The sequence below is a fragment of the Streptomyces sp. NPDC014882 genome (assembly GCF_043081325.1).
Lineage (GTDB): Bacteria > Actinomycetota > Actinomycetes > Streptomycetales > Streptomycetaceae > Streptomyces.
In genome coordinates this window covers 106,569-130,411 of the sequence record NZ_JBIBWL010000017.1, presented here as the reverse complement: position 1 = coordinate 130,411, position 23,843 = coordinate 106,569, and the positions used below count along the sequence as shown (strand labels likewise).

At 77.0% G+C, this 23,843-nt stretch carries 2 protein-coding genes (1 of these 2 only partly in view); both read left to right on the top strand.

Annotated features, from left to right (window positions below; translation table 11 throughout):
* Position 1 precedes the first annotated feature (1 nt).
* Positions 2 to 13,279, top strand: coding sequence for an amino acid adenylation domain-containing protein (locus ACF09K_RS30165; protein ID WP_392248484.1), 13,278 nt, complete (start codon positions 2 to 4; stop codon positions 13,277 to 13,279).
* A protein-coding gene (locus ACF09K_RS30160; protein WP_392248483.1) for an SDR family NAD(P)-dependent oxidoreductase crosses the window boundary here: on the top strand, positions 13,276 to 23,843 show its beginning. It continues 11,530 nt past the right edge of the window; 10,568 of the gene's 22,098 nt are visible here — the first part of the coding sequence; the start codon lies at positions 13,276 to 13,278; its stop codon lies off the right edge, out of view. Before ACF09K_RS30165 ends, ACF09K_RS30160 begins: the two co-directional genes overlap by 4 nt.

The window sequence follows — 23,843 nt, the reverse complement described above, 5'->3', positions numbered from 1 at the left end:
CGTGGACACGAGCAACGAGACCGGGCCGACGGCTGTCCGGATCCTGCACCGGCTGCTTGCCGAGGTACGCCCGGACGGAGCGGAACCGCTGCCGCCGGGCGGACTGGCCGACTGGGGCCTCACCTCGCTGGCGCTGACCCGGCTGTGGGCCGGCGTGCGGCGCGAGTTCGGCATCGACCTGCCGCCGGCCCGGCTCGCCGCCGCCACCCTCGACGAGCTGACCGCGACGGTGACGGACGGCACCGCCGGGACCGCCGACACCGCCGACACCGCCGGGACCGCCGACACCGCCGACACCGCCGACACCGCCGGGACCGCCGACACCGCCGACACCGCCGGGGCCGCCGGGGCCGCCGGGGCCGCCGGGACCGCCGGGACCGCCGGCACCGCCGGCACCGCCCCGCGGCCGGCCACCGCGGTCGGCGCCGACGAGCGGGAGCCGTTCCCGGTCACCGACCTCCAGCAGGCCTACCTGGTCGCCAAGGGCAGCGACCTGGGCGGTGAGGCGGTCGGCTGCCACCTGTACCGCGAGTTCGCCGTCCCCGACCTCGACCCCGGCCGGCTGCGCCGGGCCTGGCAGGACCTGATCGACCACCACGGCATGCTCCGCGCCGTCGTCGACGACGACGGCCTGCAGCACATCCGCCCGCGGGCCGACGACTGGCAGCTGCCCGTGCACGGGCCCGGCGGCGCCGAGGACCGCGACACCGTCCGCGCCCGCCTCTCGCACCGCTGCTACCGGCCCGGCGCGTGGCCGCTGTTCGCCATCGAGGTCACCCGTACCGGAACCGGCCCCGACATCGTCCACCTCAGCCTGGACACCCTGATCACCGACGGCCACGGCTACGCGGTGCTGCTCCAGCAGTGGCACCAGCGCTACCACCACCCCGAGCGGCCGCTGCCGGCCGCCGGACCGTCCGTCGCCGAACTGGTGCCCGCCCTGCTCGCCGAACGCGGCTCGGACGCCCACCGCGCCGATCTCGCCTACTGGGCGGACGAGCTGGCCGAGCTGCCGGCCGGTCCCGGGCTGGTCGCCCCGGCCCCCGCGGCCGCCCCCGCCGGCGGCTGCCGCGAACGCCGCCCGCTGGACGCCGAACTGCCCGCCGACCAGTGGCGGGCGCTGACCGCGCGGGCCGTCCGGCTCGGCGTCTCGCCGACCGCCCTGGTGCTCGCCGTGTTCGCCGAGGCGCTGGACCGCCGGGCTCCGCAGCGGCGCACCGCCCTGGTGGTCACCACCAGCAGCCGCCCGTACCTGGCCGCCGACACCCCCCACCTGGTCGGCCCGTTCACCTCGACTGCCGTCCTGGTCCTGGAACGCGAGGCCGACGAGACCCTCGACGAGCAGGCGGCCGCGGTCCACGCCCGCCTCGGCGAACACCTGCGGCACGGCCTGGTCTCCGGCATTGAGGCGCTGCGCGAACAGCGCACCGGCCGGCCCGCGCCCGCCGTCGTCTTCACCAGCCTGCTCGACGTCGGCCCGCCCCCCGGCGTCGCCGGCGGCTTCGGCGCGGCCGTCGAGTACGGGGTCAGCCAGACCACCGACGTCGCCCTCGACCACCAGATGTGGGAGCAGGACGGCGCCCTGCGCTACCGCTGGGACGTCGACCCCACCCGGTTCGCCCCCGGCGGCGTCGAGACCGCCTTCGCCGCCTTCGGCAACGCCCTCGCCGCCGCCTGCGACGGGCCCGCCGGGGACCCGCGGCCGCCCCGCGCCCTCCAGGAGGCGTACCTGGTCGCCCGCACGGCCGCCGGCGACGCGCCCGCCGAGGGCTGCCAGTGCTACCAGAGCTTCGAGGTCGACGCGCTCGACCTGGAGGCGCTCGCCGGCGCGCTGCGCCGCCTGGTCGACGGCCACGCGGTGCTGCGCGCCACCTTCGCCGCCGACGGGGTGACGGTCCGCCGGCAGGGCCCCGAGCGGTGGCGGATCCCGGTGATCGAGGCCGGCGACCCGGCCGCGCACCCGGCGCTGCGCGCACTGGTCCGCGAGGAGATGACCGACCGACCGTTCCCGCTCGGCGGCTGGCCGCTGTTCGACCTGCGGGTGACCCGCGACGACAGCGGGCTCTCCGTCGTGCACTGCGCCTTCGACCTGCTGGTCGCCGACGGCCTGAGCATCCACCGCCTGTACCGCGACCTGTGGCGGCTGTACGCCGACCCGGCCGCCCGGCCGGTACCGGCCGGACCCGACCCGGCCCCCGCGAGCCCCGCCGCCGAGCAGGCCCGCTACTGGCGCGAGCGGCTCGCCGGACTCCCCGCCGGACCGGAACTCGGTCCGCCCGGCGGCCCCGCCCGGGCCGGCCGCGGCCGCACCCGCCTGGCCGGCCGGATCGACGGCTACCGCCGACTGGCCCGCCACGCCGCCGAGTACGGCCTGCACCCCGACGACCTGCTGCTCGCCGCCCTCACCCGGGCCGTCTCCCGCCACACCGGACAGCCCTGCGCGCTACCCGTGGTGCTCTGGCCGAAGGCCGCCGAGGCCGCCCGCCCGGGCGAGCACTCCTTCATGACCTGGGTCACCGCCGCGCCCGCCGAGACGCCGCTCACCGCGGCCGCCCGCGAGTACCGCCGCGTCCTCGACGCCGACCTGGCCGAGGGCGGCACCGGCGGCCTCGGCGAGATGCGCCGCCAGGTGCTCCGCGGCGGCGACACCGCCCACCCCGTGGTCTACACCGCCCTCGTCGACCTCACCGACCGGCCGCTGCCGGCCGGCGTCCGCCAGGGCGAGTGGCTGACCAGCACCCCCGGCTGCGCCCTGGACAGCGTCGCCGTCGCCGAGGGCGACGAACTGCGCTACTGCTGGGACATCGTCGAGGCCGACTTCCCGGCCGGCCTCGCCGAGCAGATGTTCGCCGTCTTCGAGAACGGCCTGCGGCTGCTCGCCGACGACGCCACCTGGGCCGGCACCCCCGCCGGCGGGCTCACGGCGGAGGAACGGCACACCGTGCTGCACACCTGGAACGAGACCACCGTCCCCGTGCCCGACGACGGCCCCGTGCACCTGCTGTTCCAGCGTCAGGCCGCGAGCGCCCCCGACGCCGTGGCCCTGCGCTGGCGCGGCGGCACCATGACCTACGGGGAACTCAACCGCCGCGCGAACCGGATCGCCCACCGTCTGATCGCCGCGGGCGTCGGCCCGCGGCAGCTGGTCGGCGTGCGGATCCGGCGCGGCCCCGAGATGGTCGCCGCCCTCCACGGCATCCTCAAGGCCGGCGCCGGCTACCTGCCGGTCGACCCCGCGCTGCCCGCCCCCCGGGTCGCCGCGATGCTCGGACTCGCCCGCGCCACCACCGTGCTGACCACCTCCGACACCCCCGCCGTGGCGCTGCCCGCCGGGGTCACCGGCGTCGAGACCGACACCGATCCGGAGATCAACGGCCCCGCCGCCCCCGAGGCCGACCCGGAGACCCGCGGCACCCGCGACGACACCGCGTACGTCATCTTCACCTCCGGCTCCACCGGCACCCCCAAGGGCGTCCAGGTCGCCCACCGCTCGGTGCGCAACCTGCTGAACTTCTGCCACCGCACCTTCGGGCTGCGCCCGTCCGACCTCGGACTCGCCGTCACCTCGCTCGGTTTCGACCTCTCCGTCTTCGACATGCTCGGCCTGCTCGGCGCCGGCGCGGGCGTCTACCTCGCCGACGAGACCCAGCAGCGCGACCCGGAACTGCTGCTCGACGTCCTGCTCACCGAGCCGATCACGTTCTGGAACTCGGCGCCCACCACCCTGCACCAGCTCACCCCGCTGCTCACCCCCGACACCGGCGACCCGGCCGCCGCGCACCTGCGGATCGTCGCGCTGGCCGGCGACTTCATCCCGCTGTCACTGCCCGGGGCGATCCGCGAGGCGTTCCCGAACGCCGAGACCGTCGCTTTGGGCGGACCCACCGAGACCACCGTCTGGTCGAACGTCTACCGGGTCACCACCGTCGACCCCGGCTGGCGCAGCATCCCCTACGGCAAGCCGATCGACAACACCCGGCACTACGTGCTCGACGAACGCCTCGAACCCTGCCCGATCGGCGTCGAGGGCGACCTGTACACCGGCGGCGCCTGCCTGGCCGTCGGCTTCTGCAACCAGCCCGGACTGACGGCCCGGTTGTTCCTGCCCGACCCGTTCGCCGGCACCCCAGGCGAACGGATGTACCGCACCGGCGACCGGGCGCTCTGGCTCCCCGACGGCAACCTGCGGATCGCCGGCCGCGGCGACCGCCAGGTGAAGATCCGCGGCCACCGGGTCGAACTCGGCGAGGTCGAGCACCGGCTGCGCGCGCACCCGGCCGTGCAGGAGGCCGTCGCGGTGCTGCGCGACGGCGAACCGCCGAGCGGCGACGCCAGGCTCGTCGCCTACGTCGTCACCGACCCGGCCGCCCCCGCCGTCACCGTCGCCGAGCTGCGCGCGCACACCGCCGAGGCCCTGCCCGGGTACATGGTGCCGAACTTCGTGGTGCTGCTGCCGTCCTTCCCGGCCACCGCCAACGGCAAGCTGGACCGCGCGGCGCTGCCCTGGCCGCCGGCCACCGCGCCGGCCGCCCGGCCCGTGGCCCCGGCGACTCCGGTCACCGAAGCGGCCACCGAGGCTCCCTCCGCACCCGCACCCGCACCCGCGCCCGCACCCGCGCTCCCGCCCGCGCCTGCGCTCTCGTCCTCGTCCTCGTCCGGTCCTTCGTCCGTGTCCGCGCCCGGTCCGTCGGCCGTGAGCCCGGCCGGGCTGGCCGAGGAGGTCGCGGCGATGTTCGCCCGGCACCTCGGCGTCGACACCGTCGACCCGGCGCTGGACCTCTGGGACCAGGGCGCCACCTCCTTCACCATGGTCCAGATCTCGGCCGGGCTGCGGAAGCGGTACCGGCAGCGGGTGCCGGTCTCGGCGCTGATCTCCGAGCCGACCGCCGCCGGCATCGCCCGGATCCTCGCCGACCGCCTCGGCCTCCGGGCCCAGCCCGATCCGGCCGCCGTGCCCACCGCGCCCACCATGCCCACCGCGCCGGAACCGGAGGCGGGACCGGAAGGAGAACCGGAGGCGGGACCCGGCATCGTGGACATGTTCTCGCCGCAGGAGCGGGACGCGTTCAAGGCCGCCGCCTGGAACCTGCGCCGCCCCGCGCCCGGCGCCCGGCGCGTCGCGCTGCCGGAGACGACGGTCCACCCCGCCCACTACGACTGGCGCGGCAGCCGCCGCGACTACCGCGACACCCCGTTGCCCGCCGAGGCGCTCACCCGGCTGCTCGGCCTGCTGCGCGAGGCCCCCGTGGAGGGCGGCACCCGCCGCCTGTACCCGTCGGCCGGGGACACCTACGCGGTGCAGGCGTACGTGCACGTCAAGCCGGACGCCGTCGACGGGCTGGCCGGCGGCATCTACTACTACGACCCGCGCGGACACGCGCTGGAACTGGTCAACGCCGAGCCGCGGATCGACCGCACCGTGCACTTCTACTACAACCGGCCGGTGTTCGACGGCTCCGCGTTCGGGATCTTCCTGATCGGCCAGACCCGCGGCATCGCCCCGCTCTACCAGGAGGTCGCCGAGCGCTTCCTGACGCTGGAGGCCGGGTACATCGGCCAGCTGCTGATGACCGGCCAGGCGGCCTGCGGCATCGGACTCTGCCCGGTCGGCACCCTGGCCTTCGACGACGTCCGCGACCAGTTCGCCCTCGACGACGGCCACGTCTTCCTGCACTCCTTCATGGGCGGCGGCGTCGACCGGACCGGCACCGCCGACCTGCGGCCGCCGTTCGCCGAGCAGCCCACGCGGGCCGCGGCCGACGAGGAACGGAAGGCCGCCGAGGAACCGAGAACCGCCGAGGAACCGAGGGCCGCGGAGGTCGCGGTGGTCGGCATGGCCGGGCGCTTCCCCGGCGCCGAGGACCTGGGGGAGTACTGGCGGCAGCTCAGCACCGGCCGGTGCGCCGTCGGCCCGCCGCCCGCCGGGCGGGGCGTCGCCGAGGACGGCCGGCTGCCCGCCGGACTGCACGGCGGCTTCCTCACCGGCATCGACACCTTCGACAGCCTGCACTTCCGGATCGCCCCCGTCGAGGCCGCCGCGCTCGACCCGCAGCTACGGCTGCTGCTCCAGACCGTCTGGACCTGCCTCGAGGACGCCGGCCACACCGTCGCATCGCTGCGCGCCGCCGCCCCCCGGGTCGGCGTGTTCACGGCCGCCATGTGGCACGACCACCAGCACACCGGCAAGGAGACCTGGGACGCGGACGCCGCCGCCCGGGTCGCCGCCCTGGCCGGCGACATGCCCGGCCGGATCTCGCACCACTTCGGCTTCGACGGCCCGAGCGTCGCCGTCGACACCGCCTGCTCCTCCTCCCTGACGGCCCTCCACCTCGCCGTCGAGGCCCTGCGGCGCGGCGAGTGCGACGCCGCCGTGGTCGGCGCGGTCAACCTGGTCACCCACCCCTACCACCTCGCCCTGCTCGCCGAGGCAGGACTGCTCGCCGAGCACGGGCCGGTCCGGGCCTTCGCCGCCGACAGCTCCGGCTGGTGCCCCGGCGAGGGCGTGGCCGCCGTCCTGCTGCGCCCGGCAGCGGCCGCCGACCGGGACGGCGACACCGTCCGGGGCGTGCTGGAGGCCACCTGGATCGGCCACGCCGGCGGTGGTGGACGCTTCGGCGTGCCCGACCCGGGGGCGCTGGCCGGCTCGGTCGGCGCGGCCCTCGACCGGGCCGGGACCACGCCCGCCCAGGTCGACTACGTCGAACTCGCCGTGGCCGGCGCGGGAGTCGCCGACGCCGCCGAACTCGAGGCGTTCGCCGAGGTGTTCGCCGGCAATCCGGTGCTGGCCGGGACGGTGAAGCCGAACATCGGCCACCTGGAGTCCGCCTCGGGCCTCTCCCAACTGCTCAAGGTCCTGCTCCAGTTCGAGCACGGCCGGATCGCACCGACGCTCACCGCCGGGCGGCGCAGCGACCTCGTCGACTGGGACGGCCTGCCGCTGCGGATCCCCGAGCACCTCGTCGACTGGCCGTCGGCCGCGACCGCCCGCCGCGCCGTCGTCAACGCGGTCGGCGCCTCCGGCGCCTACGCCCACGCGGTGCTGCGGGCCGCGCCGTCCGCCGCCGGCCACGGGCCCGCGTCCGGCGCCACCGCCGACGGGCGCGCGCCCGGCCGGCAGGCGGTGGTGCTGTCCGCCGGCTCCGCCGACGGCCTGCGGCTCGCCGCCGGCCGGCTCGCCGCGCATCTGGCGGACGGCGCGTCGCCGGCCCTCGCCGACCTGGCGTTCACCCTGCAGGACGGCCGCGTCCCGATGCCGCACCGCCTCGCCGTGGTGACCGACGACCTCGCCGAAGTACGCATCGCGCTGGCGGAGTTCGCCGCGGGACGGACCTCCCCGGCGCTGGCGGACGCGGTGGTGGGGCCCGACCGTCCGGTCGCCGCACTCGTCCCGGCGGACGCCGACGCCGCGGCCGCCGGGTGGCTGCGCGGAGTCCCCGTCGCCTGGCACGCCCTGCGGTCGGCCGGCCTCCGTCGGGTGCCGCTGCCGGGCACGGTGTTCACGGGGGAGGAGCACCGCCTGACCGTGCCCCCGCGAACCGCGCCCGCACCCGTGCCCGCGGGTCCCGTGCCCGTGGCCGCGCCCGCACCCGCGGGTCCCGTACCCGCGCCCGCGCCTGTGGCCGCACCCCTCGCCGAGGTGCCGGACGCCGTCCGGCAGTACGTGCTCGCCGTCTACGCCGAGGCGTCCGGGATCCCCGTCGAGCGGCTCGACCCGCAGGTGCCGCTGGAGCACTACGGCCTCACCTCGTACGTGGTCGGCCGGCTGAACGCCCGCCTCGCCGAGGACTTCACCGAGCCCGTCTCCCGCACCCTGTTCTTCGAGCACCGGGACCTGGCCGGCATCGCCGCCGAACTCGCCGCCCGCGCCGACGGCCCCTGGCGGCCCGCCGGGACCGAGGCCACCGCCGACCGGCGCGAACCTGCCGGGAACCGGCCCGAGGACACGGCGGTCGCCGTCGTGGGCCTGGCCGGCCGCTACCCGCAGGCGGCGGACCTGGACCGGTTCTGGCAGCTGCTGGAGCAGGGCTACGACGCGATCGGGCCGCTGCCCGCCGAACGGCACCGGCCGGGCTGGCCGGTGGACTTGATGTGGGGGGCGTTCCTGGACGGCGTCGACAGGTTCGACCCGCTGTTCTTCGCCATCTCGCCGCGCGACGCGGTCCTGATGGACCCGCAGGAACGCCTCTTCCTGGAAGTCGCCTGGGAGGCGCTGGAGGACGCCGGCTACACCCGGGCCCGGCTGCGCGAGCAGCACGACGGACGGGTCGGCGTGTTCGCGGGCGCGATGTACAACGAGTACCCCTTCCTCGGTGTCGAGCAGTCGCTCCTCGGCCCGGCCGCCGACACCGGCTCCGCGCTCGCGGGCATCGCCAACCGGGTCTCGTACTTCCTGGACCTGAACGGCCCCAGCATGACCGTCGACACCATGTGCTCGGCCTCCCTGACGGCCGTTCACCTGGCCGTCCGCGCGCTGCGCCACGGCGAGTGCGAGGCCGCGCTGGTCGGCGGCGTCAACCTGTCCGCGCACCCGCACAAGTTCCGCCAGCAGCACCGCCTGCGGATGGCGTCCACCGACCACCGCTGCCGCAGCTTCGGCGCCGGCGGCGACGGGTTCACGCCCGGCGAGGGCGTCGGCGCGGTGCTGCTGAAGCCGCTGGCCCGGGCGATCGCCGACGGCGACCGGATCCACGGCGTGATCCGCGGCACCGCCGTCAACCACGGCGGCCGCACCAGCGGCTACATGGTGCCGAACCCGGTCGCGCAGGGCGAGCTGGTGGCGGCGGCGCTGCGCGACGCGGGTGTCGAGCCGGGCAGCATCGGCTATCTCGAGGCGCACGGCACCGGCACCGCGCTCGGCGATCCCGTGGAGATCAACGGCCTGGCCCGGGCGTTCGCCGGGGTCGAGGCGGGGACGTGCGCGATCGGTTCGGTGAAGTCCAACATCGGCCACCTGGAGGCCGCCGCCGGACTGGCCGGACTCACCAAGGTGCTGCTGCAACTGCGGCACCGCAGGCTCGTGCCCTCCCTGCACGCCGAGCAGCCCAACCCCGACATCGACTGGGCGCGCAGCCCGTTCGCCGTCCAGCACGAGGCCGCGCCGTGGCCCGAACGCCGCACCGCCGACGGCACCCCGGCGCCGCGCCGGGCCGGGATCAGCGCGTTCGGCGCGGGCGGGGCCAACGCGCACCTGGTGGTCGAGGAGTACCTGCCGCAGCCGGCCGCCGAACCGGTCCGCCCGGCCGGACCGCAGCTGTTCGTGCTGTCCGCCCGCGACGAGCAGCGGCTCACCGAACTCGCGCGCCGCTGGGCCGATTTCCTGGCCCGTCCGGAACTGCCGCCGTTCGCCGACCTCGCGCACACCGCGCAGTCCGGGCGCGAACCGCTGCGCGAACGCCTCGCCGTCGTCGCTGCCGGCCCGGCCGAGCTGCGCGCGAAACTGCTGCGCTTCCTCGACGGCGACAGCGGCGACAGCGGCGGCGACGGTGTGGTCCGCGGCCGTACGCCGGGGGCCGACGCCCCCGCCGGACCGCATCCCGCCGACGGCTCGTACGGCGACCTGCTCCTGCTCGCCCGGCACTGGACGGCCGGGGGCCGCGTCGACTGGTCCCGTCTGCACACCGGCGACCGGCCCCGCTGGGCCGCCGCCCCCAGCTACCCGTTCGCCCGCGGCCGCTACTGGCCCGAGTTCGCGAAGACCGTGGAGGCCGCACCCGTGGAGGAGCCCGACGGGCGGCAGCCGCTGCTCTTCACCAAGAGGTGGCGGAACGCCGGGCGGCCCCGGCCCGAGCCGGTGACCGGACGGATCGTCTGCCTCTACACCGACCGCTCCCGGGAGGCGGCCCGGCAGGTCGCCGAGGCCTTCGGGCACGACCGGGTGATCCCGGTCCGCGAGGGCGGACCCGCCGACGGCGACGCCGGGTTCACCGGCGAGCGGGACGCGAGCGCACTGCTGGACGGCCTCGCCGACCGCTACCCCGACCTCACCGGCTGGCTCGACCTGAGCGAGCTCGACCGGCCCGCCGCCGACCCCGGCCCGTGGACGGCCCGGCTCGCCGCCCTGCAGCGCCTGCTGGCCCGCCGTCCCGGCACCCCGCTGCGGATCGTGCACGCGGTGCGCGACCGCCGCGGCGCGGACGGCCGCCGCCTGGCGGGCGTGGTGCGGCTGCTCGGCGCGGAGTACCGCACCGTCCGCGCCACCGTCGTCGAGAGCGACGCCGGGCCCGCCGAACTGGCCCGGCAACTGCTCGCCGAATGGGCGGGCTGCGAGCCCACCGCCGAGGTCGGGCACCGCGGCGGCGAGCGGCTCGTGCCCGTGCTCGAACCGGTGCCGGTGCCGGCCCCGGCCGCGTTCCCGGCCGACCCGGCCAAGGTCTACCTGATCACCGGCGGCACCCGGGGCATCGGCGCGGAGGTCGCCCGCCGCCTCGTCGAACGCGGCGCCCGCCGCCTCGCCCTGACCTCCGCCCACCCGCTGCCACCGCGCCACCGCTGGTCGGCGTCCGAGCTGTCGGCCCGTGAGGCGCTGGCGGTGCGCAACGTGCAGGCGCTGGAGCGGGCCGGCGCGCAGGTGATGCTGCACGGGGAGGCCCCCGCCACCGAGGCCGGTCTCGGCGCGTTCCTCGCCCGGGTCCGCCGCTCGCTCGGCCCGATCGGCGGCGTGGTGCACTGCGCCGGACTGCCCAGCCGGGGGCGGCCCTCCTTCGTCCACAAGACGGTCGCGGACATCGCCGAGGTGTTCGAGCCGAAGACGGCGGGCGCCGACCGGCTGGAACGGCTGTGCGCCGCCGACGAGCCCGAGTTCTTCGTCCTGATGTCCTCCGCGAGCACCCTGCTGCCCCGCCTCGGCGCGGGCGTCACCGACTACGCCGCCGCCAACGCCCACCTGGAGTACCTAGCCGACCGGACCCGCACCGGCCGCACCCGCTTCCACGCCGTGCACTGGCCGACCTGGCTCGGCACCGGCATGGGCGCCGGCCGGCCGGACGGCTGCGCGCCCGCCGGGCTGGACGCGATCACCGTCGAGGAGGGGCTGCGGGTCCTCGAAGCCGTCCTCACCGGCACGCTGCCCGCCCAGCTGCTGCCCGCCGTACCGCTGCCCGGGCGCTTCGACCCGGAGACCCTGCTGCACGCGAACCGCGCGCCGGCCGCACCCGTCGACGCACCGGCGGCCACGGTCGCTCCGGCACCCTCCGGGGCACCGGCGGCCACGGTCGCTCCGGCACCCTCCGGGGCACCGGCGGTCACGGTCGCTCCGGCACCCTCCGGGGCACCGGCGGTCACGGTCGCTCCGGCACCCTCCGGGGTACCGGAGGCCATGGCGGCTGTGCCCTCCCCCGGGGCACCGGCGGCCACAACCGCTCCGACCCTTTCCGACGCGCCGCCGGACTGGCTGCTCGCGCTGTTCTCCGAGGCGCTGGGGATCCCGCTGCCCGACCTGGACGCCACCGCCCCGTTCTCCGACCTGGGCGTGGAGTCGGTGATGCTCGGCGAACTCGTCGAACTGATCGAGCAGCGGACCGGCAGCAGCCTGGAGCCGGCCGTGCTGCTGGAGCACCAGACCCTCGAACGGCTCACCGGGTACCTGCGGAGGGCCGGACTGGACCCGGCGGCCGTCGACACCCCGTCGGCCCCCGGACCCGGCCCCGCCGCGGCACCGACGACGACCGCGCGGCCGGTCCCGGCCCCCGGTACGCCCCCGGCCGCGTCGCGGGAGCCCGCCGACCGCCGGATCGCGATCGTCGGCCTGGACTGCCGGTTCCCCGGCGCCCCCGACCCGGACGCCTTCTGGGCCGCCCTGGCGGCGGGCCGGGACTGCGTCACCGAGGTCCCGCCGAGCCGCTGGGACCACCGGGCGCTGTACCGGCCGGAGCACCGGATCGGCAGCAGCATCAGCCGGTGGGGCGGGTTCGTCGACGGCATCGAGGACTTCGACCCGGAGTGGTTCGGGATGACGGAGGAGGAGGGCCGCTGCCTCGACCCGGCGGTCCGGCTGGTCCTCGAAGGCGCCGTCAACTGCTTCGCCGACGCCGGGTACCGGACGGAGGAGCTGCAGGGCCGCGAGGTCGGGGTGTTCGTCGGCGCCCGGCTCGGCGACTACGGCCGGCGGATCGGCCTGCGCTCCGGCCCGGCCGCGCTCGGCGGCGACCAGAACTTCGTCGCCGCCCGGGTCGCCCACCACTTCGACCTGCACGGCCCGAACCTGACCGTCGACAGCGCCTGCTCCTCCGCGCTCGCCGCCGTCCAGCTCGCCTGCCGCAGCCTGCTGGAGGGCGAGTCCGAACTGGCGATCGCCGGCGGCGTGGACATCCTGCTGGACGAGCGCCCCTACCTGGAGTTCAGCGCCGTCCGGGCGCTCTCGCCGACCGGCCGGTGCGCCACCTTCGACCGGGACGCCGACGGCTTCGTGCCCGGCGAGGGCTGCGGCCTGGTGCTGCTCAAGCCGCTCGCCCGGGCGGTCGAGGACGGCGACCGGGTGCTCGCGGTGGTCGACGCGGTGGCCGTCAACAACGACGGCCGCACCATGGGACTCACCACCCCGAACCCGGTCGCCCAGGCCAAGGCGATCCGCCGGGCACTGGCCGTCGCCGGGATGTCCGCGGAACGGGTCGGCATGGTCGAGGCGCACGGCACCGGCACGATGATCGGCGACCCGATCGAGCTGCGGGCGCTCACCGACGTCTACCGGGAGACCACCGACGCGCGCGGCTTCTGCGCGATCGGCAGCGTCAAGTCCAACATCGGCCACCTGCTCAGCGCGGCCGGCGCGGCCGGCCTGGTCAAGGCGGTGCTGGCGCTGCGGAACCGTCGGCTCCCGCCGACCCTGCACTGCGAGCACCCCAACCCGCGCTTCGACTTCGCCGACTCCCCGTTCTACCCGAACACCGCCCTGCGGGACTGGCCCGACCCCGGCCGTCCCCGGGTCGCCGCCGTCAGCGCCTTCGGGCTCGGCGGCACCAACGCCCACCTGATCGTCAGCGAGCCCGACGAGAACGCGGCCGCCGGACGCCCGCCGACCCGCCGCCCACTGCCCCGGCCGGTCTTCGACCGCCGCCGGCTCTGGCTGGAGGCCCCGGCCGCGCACCACCCGGCGCACCCGTCACCCGCCCCCGCCGCACATCCCGTCCCCGACGCACCTCCCGCGTCACCCGCACCCGCCGCCCCCGCCGTACCCCCCGCACCCGCCGTGCCGGTCCGCGCCGCCTCGATCCTCGACCTGCACTTCGAACCGAAACCCGCCGCAGGGGCCGTCCTCGGCATCCCGGAGAGGACCCACCGATGAGCGAGGCCACCATCGACTGCCGGCTCGTGCTGCGGCACGACGACTTCATCATGCAGAACCACCGGGTCCACGGGGTGTCGGTGATGCCGGGAGTCACCTTCCTCGACATCGTGCTGCGGATCCTCGCGGCCCGGGGCCTGGACCCGACCGCCGTCGAACTGCGCGGCATCGTCTTCGCCGAGGCGATCGCCACCGCCGAGGGCGCCGACCGCGAGATCCGGGTGGTGATCGGCGAGCCGGCGGACGGCGTCCGTCAGGTCACCGGCACCAGCCGCCGGCTGCGCGGTGACGAACCGCACGGCGAGTGGCGGGAGAACATCCGCGCCGAACTGCACCCGGCCGGCCCGTCCGCCGTCCCCGACCTGGACGCCGCCGCACTGGTGGCGGGCGCGGTCCGCACCCGGTCGATGGCGGACATGTACGCGCACACCCGGTCCCGCGAGATCGTGCACGGCGCGGCCATGCAGTGCGCCGGCCCGATGCACCTCGGCGCCGGCCACCTGCTGGCCGAACTCTCGCTGGTCCTGCCGGAGACCGCCGAGGACCGCGCGTTCCTGCTGCACCCGGCGAAGATGGACGCCGCGACCATCGTCGCGTACGGGCAGCGCGAGATCACCGTCGCCGAGCCGTTCATCCCGATGTTCATCGACCGGTTCCGCGCGCACGGTCCGCTGCACGGCGCGTTCCTGGTGCACGTGCCGCAGCCCGAGGAGCTCACCCCGTCCGGGGAGCTGTTCCGCAGCACCTTCTCGCTGCACGACCGGCAGGGCCGCACCGTCGCCGAGTTCGACCGCCTCACCTGCAAGCGGATCCGCCGCCCCGAGTCGATCCGCGACCTGCTGCCGGAGACCGCCGGCGCGCGGCAGCCCGTCACCGTCGCCGACCCGCAGGCCCCCACCGAGCCCGCCCCGCCCGCCCCGCCCGCCGTCGACCACCGGCACTGGCTGCGCGAGCGGATCGCCCGGCTGCTCGACCGGAGCGCCGACACCGTCGACGACGGGCTCGGCTTCTACGACATGGGCCTCACCTCCGTCGACATGCTGCGGATCAGCACCGAACTCGAGGAGGTCGTCGGCTCGGCGCTCTACCCGACGCTGCTGTTCGAACACACCACGGTGGACGGGCTGGCCCGCCACCTGGAGGAGACCTACGGCGCACCCGCCGCGCTGGCCGCCCCCGCCGCGCCGGCCGCCCCCGCCGCGTCGGCATCCCCCACCGCGTCGGCCGCCCCCACCGGGCCGGCCACACCCGCCGTCCCCGCCACACCCGCCGTCCCCGCCGTCCCCGCCGTGCCCGCCGCCCCCGCGGAGCCCGCCCGCCCGCACCGGGCGCGGCTGCTGCGCCCGGTCTGGCAGCGGGTCGCGCACTCCGCGCCGGCCGTGCCCACCGACCTCGCCGTGCTCGGCGCCGACCCGGCGCTGCTCGCCGTGCTGACCGAGCGGGCCGCCGCGACGGGCGCGCTGGTGGTAGCGGTCGACCCCGGCGACCGGGCGCTGCTCGGGGCGCAGCTCGGCGCGCTGCCGGAGCGTCGCGGCCGGTCCTGGACGCTGCTGGACGCCACCGGACTCGGCGGGTCGTCCGCCGACCCGGCCGAGGTCGCGGTCGCCGCGTGGGCGGCCTGCGCGGCGGCGAGCGAACGGCGGCCCACCCGGGTGCGCGCGGTGCTGTTCGCGCACCGGCGGCAGCCGGAGTACGCGGCGGTCGCCGCGCTCGGCCGCACCGTGACGGCCGAGCTGCCCGCGCTGGCCGTCCGCGCCGTCGAGGTGGCCGCCGGTCCCGTCGGTACCGCCGAACTCGCCGGGCTGCTGCTCGCCGAGGCCGCCGACCCGTCCGCGGAGAGCGAGGTCCGGCACGCGGACGGGGAGCGCCGGGCCCGGCGCTTCCAGCCGGTGGAGAGCCCCGCGCCGGCCGGGGAAGCGGTGCTGCGCGAGCGCGGCGTCTACCTGATCACCGGTGGGGGCGGCGGCCTCGGGCCGATGCTGGCCGAGCACCTCGCCCGCACCCGCCGCGCCCGCATCCTGCTGTCCGGCCGCTCCGCGCCCGGCGAGGCGCTGCTCGGGCGGATGCGGGAGTGGCAGCGGTACGGCGCGGACGCGCACTACCGGACCGCCGATGTCACCGATCCCGCCCAGGTGCGCGAACTGGTAGCGACCGCACGCGAGTTGTACGGCCGGATCGACGGCGTCGTGCACTGCGCCGGGGTGGTCCGGGACGGCATCTTCCTGACGAAGCGGCCCGAGCAGATCCGCGAGGTGCTGGCCCCGAAGGTCTCCGGCATCCGCCACCTCGACGAGGCGACCCGCGCCGACGGACTGGACTTCCTGGCCGCCTACTCCTCGCTGTCCGCCGCCATCGGCAACCCGGGCCAGAGCGACTACGCCTACGCCAACGCCTACCTCGACCACTACCTGGCCGCCCGGCCCGGCCGGAGCCTCTCCGTCGACTGGCCGCTGTGGGCCGAGGGCGGCATGCGGGTCGACGCCGAGGTCACCGGGCGGGCCGCCCGCACCCACGGCGCCAGCCCGCTGCCGACCGGCACCGGCATCGAGCTGTTCGAGCGGGCGCTGGCCGCCGACGACAGCCGGCTGGTCGTCACCCACGCCGACCCCGCCCGGTCCGACGACCGCCTGCCGCTCGCCGACGGCGACCCCGCCGCACCGGACGCCATCACTCCGGACGCCGCCGTACTCGCCTCCGCCGTACTGGCCTCCGCCGCGCCGGACGGGCCCGGACCGGACGCCATCACGCCGGACGGGCCCGGACCGGACGCCATCACGCCGGACGGGCCCCGACCGGACGCCAGCACGCCGGGCGGGTACGGACCGGACGCCATCGCGGTGATCGGTCTGGCCGGACAGTACCCGCAGGCCGCCGACGTCGACGCGTTCTGGCGGGTGCTCGCCGAAGGCCGCGACTGCATCACCGAGGTGCCGCGGGAGCGCTGGGACCATGCGGCGATCCACGACCCGGAGCCCGGCCGGCCCGGCCGCACCTACGGCCGCTGGGGCGGGTTCCTGGACGGCATGGACCGCTTCGACCCGGCGTTCTTCGGCATCTCCCGCCGCGACGCCGAGCGGATGGACCCGCAGGAACGCCTGTTCCTCACCACCTGCTGGCAGACCCTCCAGGAGGCCGGTTACCCGGCGTCCCGGACCACCGCCTCGTCCGTCGGCGTGTTCGCCGGCGTGATGTGGAACCACTACCAGCTGGTGCAGGGTGCCGAGGACGGCGTCCAGCCGACCGCGATGCACGCCGCCGTCGCCAACCGGGTCTCGTACACGCTGAACCTGGCCGGCCCCAGCATGGCCGTCGACACCGCCTGCTCCTCGTCGCTGACGGCCGTTCACCTCGCGGTGGAGAGCCTGCGCCGCGGCGAGTGCGAGATGGCGCTGGCCGGCGGCGTGAACGTCGCGGCCCACCCGCAGAAGTACCTGCAGCTCGCCCAGGGCCGCTTCCTCTCCGACGACGGCCGCTGCCGCAGCTTCGGGGCGGGCGGCACCGGCTACGTCCCCGGTGAGGGCGTCGGCGCGGTCCTGCTCAAGCCCCTCGCGAAGGCCGAGGCCGACGGCGACCACATCCACGGGGTGATCCGGGCCACCCGGCTCAACCACACCGGCCGGACCAGCGGCTTCACCGTCCCCAGCCCCACCTCCCAAGCCGCGCTGATCCGCGCCGCCCTGGACGCCGCCGGCCTGCCGCCGTCCGGGATCGGCTACCTGGAGGCGCACGGCACCGGCACCGCGCTCGGCGACCCGATCGAGATCGACGGCCTGCGCAAGGCCTTCGCCGCGGCCGGCACCGGGTCGGGCGGCTGCGCGATCGGGTCGGTGAAGTCCAACATCGGCCACTTGGAGGGCGCCGCCGGGATCGCCGGCGTCACCAAGACCCTCCTCCAGCTGAGGCACCGGAAACTCGCCCCTTCGCTGCACGCGGAGGTGGTCAACCCGGCCATCGACCTCGCCGCCACCCCGTTCCGCCTCCAGCGCGAGCTCACCGACTGGCCCGCCCCCGCCGACGGCTCGCCGCGCCGGGCCGGCGTCAGCGCCTTCGGCGCGGGCGGCTCCAACGCGCACCTCGTGCTGGAGGAGTACCGCGCCCCCGCGGAGCGGCCCGCCCGCGGCGGACGGGAGCTGATCGTGCTGTCGGCGCGCGACGCGGACGCCCTGCGGGTGTACGCCGAGCGGATCCGGGCCGTGCTGCACGGGCCGGCGGAGCCGTCGCCCGCCGGGGCCGCGGAACTGCGCCGGGTGCTGACCGGCGCCGTCGCCCAGGTGCTGGGCGTCCCGGCCGACGCCGTCGACCCGGCCGAGCCGCTGGTCGACCTCGGTGTCGACCGCACCGGCCTGGCCCTGGTCCGCAAGGTCCTGGACGAGCACCGGCCCGGCCTCGGCGGGCCGCTGCCCGCCGAGGGCGACCGGTCGATCGACCAGCTCGCCGGGCAGCTCGCCGACCGGTTCGGCACCGGGCCGCGGCCCGCCGTCCCGTTCGCCGCCCTCGCCCACACCCTGCGGGTCGGCCGCGACCAGCTGGGCAGCCGCCTCGCCGTCCTCGCCGACGGTCACGCGCAGCTGCGCGCCGCCCTCGACCGCTACCTGAGCGGTGCCGCCCCCGAAGCGGGCCAGTACTGGGGGCGCGAGAGGACCGGTCCCGCCGAGCCGCGCCCGGAACTCGCCGGACTGGTCCGTGCCGGCCGGCTGGAGGAGGTGGCGGCGGCATGGAGCGCCGGGGCCGACGTGCCGTGGGCGGACTGCGTTCCGGCCGGCCCGGCCCCGCGCCGGGTGTCGCTGCCGGTCCCGCCGCTGCGCGAGGAACGGCACTGGGTGGGCGGCTGGCAGCGCCGCAACGGCGAACCCGTCGTCGCCGCACCGGTGGCGGCCGCCGCGCCGGCCGCCGCGCCGGCCGCCCCCCGGCCGGTCGAGCCGTACCACGGTGACGAGGTCGGACTCCGGTTCCTGGAGCACGGGATCGCGCTGGTCACCATGCACGACCACGCGCACCGCAACATGTTCACGGCCGGACTCACGCACGGTCTGGAGGCCGCCTTCGCGGAGATCGACACCCGCGAGGACGTCCGCGCCGTGGTGCTCACCGGCACCGAGACCGTCTTCAACCTCGGCGCGACCCCGCAGGCCTTGGAGGAGCTGGCCGAGAAGCACACCCGGTTCACCGACACCCCGTTCGTCTACGAGGGCCTGCTGCGCTGCCGCCGCCCCGTGGTCTCCGCGATGCGCGGCCAGGCCTCCGGCGGCGGCCTCGCCTTCGGCCTCTACGCCGACCTGGTGGTGCTCGCCGACGACGGCTCGTACGGGGCCAACTTCCTCAAGTACGGCTTCACGCCCGGCATGGGCGCCACGCTGGTGCTGGAGCAGCGATTCGGCCGCACCCTGGCCACCGAGATGTTCCTCACCGGCCGCAGCTACCGCGGCGAGGAACTCGCCCGCCGCGGCGCCCCGGTGACCGTCGTCCCGGCGGCGGACGTGCTGCCGACCGCGCTCGACCTGGCCCGTTCGATCGCCGCCAAGCCCGCCGAGGCGGTCGCCGAGGTCAAGGCGGAACTCGCCGGCCGGCTGCTCGCCCAGCTGCCGGAGGTCGTCGAGCGCGAGGTCCGGATGCACGAACGGGTGCTCGGCGGAGGGTCGTTGGACCTGGTCCAGGAGCACTTCCGCAAGGTCCGCGACTACGGCGCGCCGGCCACCGCCGCCGCGCCGGTCGAGGTACCGCTCGCACCGCCGGCCGCCGTGCCCGGTGCGGCGCCGGCCGTCACGCCTGCCGCGCCCGTCGAGGTGCCGGTGGCGGTGCCGCGGCCCGTCGACGCCCCCGAGGCCGCGCTCCCCGACCCGTCGGAGGTGGAGCGGCTGGTGGTCGACGCGCTCTGCGCGATCGTGTACGCCACCGAGGAGGAGATCGACCGCCGGCTCAGCTTCAGCGAGCTGGGCGTGGACTCGATCGGCGCGGTGGAGATCGTGCGGAGCCTCAACCAGCGCTTCGGCCTGGACGTCGACTCGGTCGCCGTCTACGACCACCCCACGGTGGCCCGGCTGACGGGGCACGTCCTGGAGACCGCCGAGCAGGCCCGCGCGCTGCACCGCTCGGCGCTCGCCCCCGCTCCTGCCCCCGCGCCCGCTCCAGCGCCCACGTCGGTGCCCACGCCGGTGTCTGCCGCGCCCGCGCCCGCCCCCGCGCCGGTGCCTGCCGCGCCGGAGCCGCCGCCGGCGACCCAACCGCCCGCCGCACCGCCCGTGCAGCTCGCACCGCCGGCCCCTGCCGCACCCGTTGCCCCAGCCGCGCCCGTCGCTACCGCCGTCCCCGCCGTCCCTGCCACCCCTGCCGCCCCCGGACAGGTGAGCCTCCGGCCGCTGCGCGGTACTCCCGTCCAGCCCGCACCGCCCCAGCCCGTGCAGCCCGCCCAGTCCGTTCAGCTCGCGCCGCTCGCGCCCCGGGGCGAGGCCGCGGAGCCGGCGCGGCGGCCGGCGTACGACACCGACGGCATCGCGATCATCGGTATGGCCGGCCGCTTCCCGGACGCCGAGGACCTGGACGCGTTCTGGGCGAACCTGGCCGCCGGACGGACCAGCATCTCCGAGGTGCCGGAGTCCCGTTGGGGCGACCGCTGGTTCGACCCGGACCGCCGCGTCCCGGACCGCTCGTACAGCAGGTGGGCGGCGCTGCTGCCGGACCTCGGCGGCTTCGACCCGCGGTTCTTCCAGCTGTCTCCGATGGAGGCGGAGGCGATGGACCCGCAGCAGCGCCAGTTCCTGCAGCAGGCGTGGACGGCGCTGGAGGACGCGGGTCACGCGGCCCCGGGGGAGCGGCGCCGGTGCGGCGTGTACGTGGGGGCCAGCGGCGGTGACTACTACCACCTGCTGCGGGCGGCCGGCCAGGCGGACACCGGGCAGGCGTTCCTCGGCAACAACATGGCGATCCTGGCGGCCCGGGTGGCGTACCTGCTCGACCTGAGCGGCCCGACGATGACGGTCGACACCGCGTGCTCCTCCTCGCTGACGGCCGTCCACCTGGCCTGCGAGGCGATCCGCGGCGGCGACTGCGACCTGGCGATCGCGGGTGGCGTGGCGGTCATGACGACACCGCAGATGCAGGTGTGGAGCAGCCGGGTCGGGATGCTCTCGCCGACCGGCCGGTCCGTCCCGTTCGACGCCGAGGCGGACGGCATCGTGCTCGGCGAGGGCGTCGGCGCGGTGGTGCTGAAGAGCCTGGGGGCGGCGCTCGCCGACGGCGACCGCATCCACGCGGTGATCAGGGCCAGCGGCGTCAACGGTGACGGCCGCACCAACGGCATCACCGCGCCGAGCGCCACCTCGCAGGCCGAACTGCTGCGCGCGGTGCACCGCAGGGCCGGCGTGGAGGCCGGCGACATCGGGTACGTGGAGGCGCACGGCACCGCCACCCACCTAGGCGACCCGATCGAGGTCAAGGCCCTCAACCAGGTGCTGGGGGCCGCCGACGGGCCGGGCTTCACCGCCCTCGGCTCGGTGAAGGCCAACATCGGCCACACCACCACGGCCGCCGGCATCGCCGGACTGCTCAAGGTCGTGCTCGCGCTGCGCCACCGCGCCCTGCCCCCGCTGCCCGGCTTCGCCGAGGCCAACCCCGAGCTCGACCTGTCGGGCGGCCGCCTGCGGGTGGTCCGCGAACTGACGCCGTGGGAGCCGGGCGCGAACGGCGTCCGGGTCGGCACGGTCAGCAGCTTCGGCTTCAGCGGCACCAACTGCCACGTGGTGCTGGCCGAACCGCCCGCCCGCCCCGCGCCGGAGCGCCGGCCGGAGGCGGCCCGCCGCCTGGTCCCGCTGTCGGCCCGGACGCCCGAGACGCTCACCCGGGTCGCCGCGGACCTCGCGGAGGCGCTGGAGCGCGACCCCGCGCTGGAACCCGCCGACATCGCCTACACCCGCGCACGAGGACGCACCCACCTGCCGGTCCGCGCCGCGCTGCTCACCGGAGACCGCGAGGAACTCCTCGAACAACTGAGGAAGCTGGCGGACGGCCAGGAGGGCCCCGGCTGCTACCTCGCGGACTCCGCGGGCCTGGACGAGGCCGCCGGTTCGGACGACCCGCTGGTGCGGGCGGCCGCCGCGTACGTCCGGGGCGGCACTCCCGACTGGGCGGCGCTCACGGCCGGCGGGCGGCGGGTGACGGTGCCGACGTACCCCTTCGCGCAGGAGCACTACTGGATCACCGGTCCGTCCGCCGCCGATCACGTGGTGCCCGGCGCGGCGGACGACCACCGGCTCCCGGCTCCGACGCGGCAGGCGGCCCAGGAGCCGGATCCGTCCGCGGGCCCGGGCGGTGCGCCCGGCGGCGTGGCGGTGGTGCGCCCCGAGGACCCCGTCGCCACCGACCACCGGGTGGCGGGCCGTCCCCTGCTGCCCGGCACGGCGGCGCTCGCACTGGCCGCCGGCCTCGCCGGGCTGCCGTACCGGCTGTCCGCGGTGCGCTGGCTGCGGCCGTGCGAGCTGTCGGAGCCGCGCCGGCTGCGGCTGGCGGGGGAGGAGACGCCCGCGGGCCGCTCGCTCCGGCTGGAGACGGAGGACGGGGACGGCGGCCCGTACGTGCGCGGCGGGTTCGCGGCGCTGACCGCCGAGGAGGCGGCCGCGTTCGCCGCCGAGCCGCCGCTCGACATCGGGTCGACCGCCGACCGCTGCCGGGGCGTCCGGGACGCCGACGAGCTGTACGGGGCGTTCCGGGCCGCGGGCCTGGCGTACGGGCCGTCGTTCCGCCGCCTCGAGCAGGTGCGGGTCGGCGGCGGCGAGACGCTGGGCACGCTGCGTCCCGCCGACGGGCCCGCCGGGTGGCAGGGACTGACGGCCGTGCTGGACGCCGGGCTGCAGGTGCTCGCCCCGCTGCTCGACGCGGACGGCCCGCAGGCGCTGCTGCCGTTCGCCGTGGACCGGGTGACGGTGCTGCGCTCGCCCGAACTCGCCCGGTACTCGCACGCCCGCCGCACCGGCGAGGACCGGTTCACCGTGTCGCTGACCGACGGATCCGGCGTGCTGTGCGTCCGGTTCGACGGCGTCTCGCTGCGCGCGGTGCCCCGCGAGGCAGCCGCTGCCGCCGTGGTGCCCGAGGCCGGGGGCCCGGGGATCTTCCGGCCGGTCTGGGAGGACGCGGGCCCCGCCCCGGAGGAGGCCGCGGACGGCGGCACCGTGCTGATCTGCCGCCCCGAGGCCGCCGGTGCGCTCGCCGACGCACTGACGCGTCGTCATGCGCATTGCACCGTACGGACGGTGGGCTATGACGACAGCGACGCGGTGACCGAGGTCCCCGACCTCGTCTACTTCCTCACCGACCCCGCGCCCGCCCACCGGCCCGAGCGGGACCGGAGCGTGCCGGCGATGCTCCGGCTGGTCCAGCGGCTGCTGGCCCTCGGCGCGGCGCACACCGGACTCGGCGTGCGCGCCGTCCTGTTCGGAGCGGTCGCGGTGACCGGCGGCGAGCCGCTGCGGCCGCACGCCGCCGGGCTGCTCGGCCTGTGCGCCACCGCGGCCGCCGAGTACCCGCGCTGGACGGTCGGCTGCGTGGACGCCGGGACGGCACCGGCCGCCCCCGAGCGGTCGGCCGCACTCCTCGCCCGCGAACCCGCCGCCGACCGGCTGATCGCGCTGCGCGACGGGCGGCGCCTGCGGCGCGCCCTGGTGGCCGCCCGGCCGGCCGGCGGCGAACCGCCGTGGCGCGAGGGCGGCGCGTACGTGATCCTCGGCGGGGCGGGCGGCCTCGGCCGCACCCTCGGCCGCCACCTGGCCCGCACCCACCGGGCCCGGCTGGCGCTGATCGGCCGCCGCGCCCAGGACCCGGCGATCGACGCGGCGCTCGCGGAGATCGCCGAACTCGGCGGCGAGGCCGTCTACCTGCGGGCCGACGCCGCCGATCCGGCACAGCTCGACCGGGCGGTGGCCGCCGCCCGGGCCCGCTTCGGCACCCTGAACGGCGCCGTGCACGCCGCCCTCGACCTGCGGGACCGGACGCTGCTGCACGCCGACCCGGGGACCTTCGGCGAGGTGCTCGCGCCCAAGGTGGCCGGCACCGCCGCACTCGCCGAGGCACTGCGCGAGGACCCGCTCGACCTGCTGGCGGTGTTCTCCTCCGCGGTCTCCTTCACCGACTCGGCGGGCCAGGCCGCGTACGCCGCCGCCAGCACCTTCCAGGACGCCTACGCGCAGTGGCTGGACTCCCGGGTCCGCTACCCCGTGCAGGTGCTCAACTGGGGTTTCTGGGGCAGTGTCGGGGTGGTCGCCGACGAGCGCTACGGCGAACGGCTGGCCGGCTTCGGCGTCGGCTCGATCGAACCCGCCGAAGGACTCGCCGCGCTCGACCGGGTGCTGGCCGCCGGCCTGCCGCAGGCCGTGGTGGTCAAGGCCGACGCGCGCGGACTGGCCCGGCTCGGCGTCCGCGCCGAGGCCGGCGACCCGCTGGCCCGGGCCCGGGCCGGCTTCGCCGCACTCGACGTGGTGGCCGCCGACCTGCTCCGCGCCGAGTTCGCCGCACTGCCCGAACTGCCCCCGCTGGAAAAACCTTTGGCGTTCGACGAGTTCGCCGGCCGGCTCGGCGC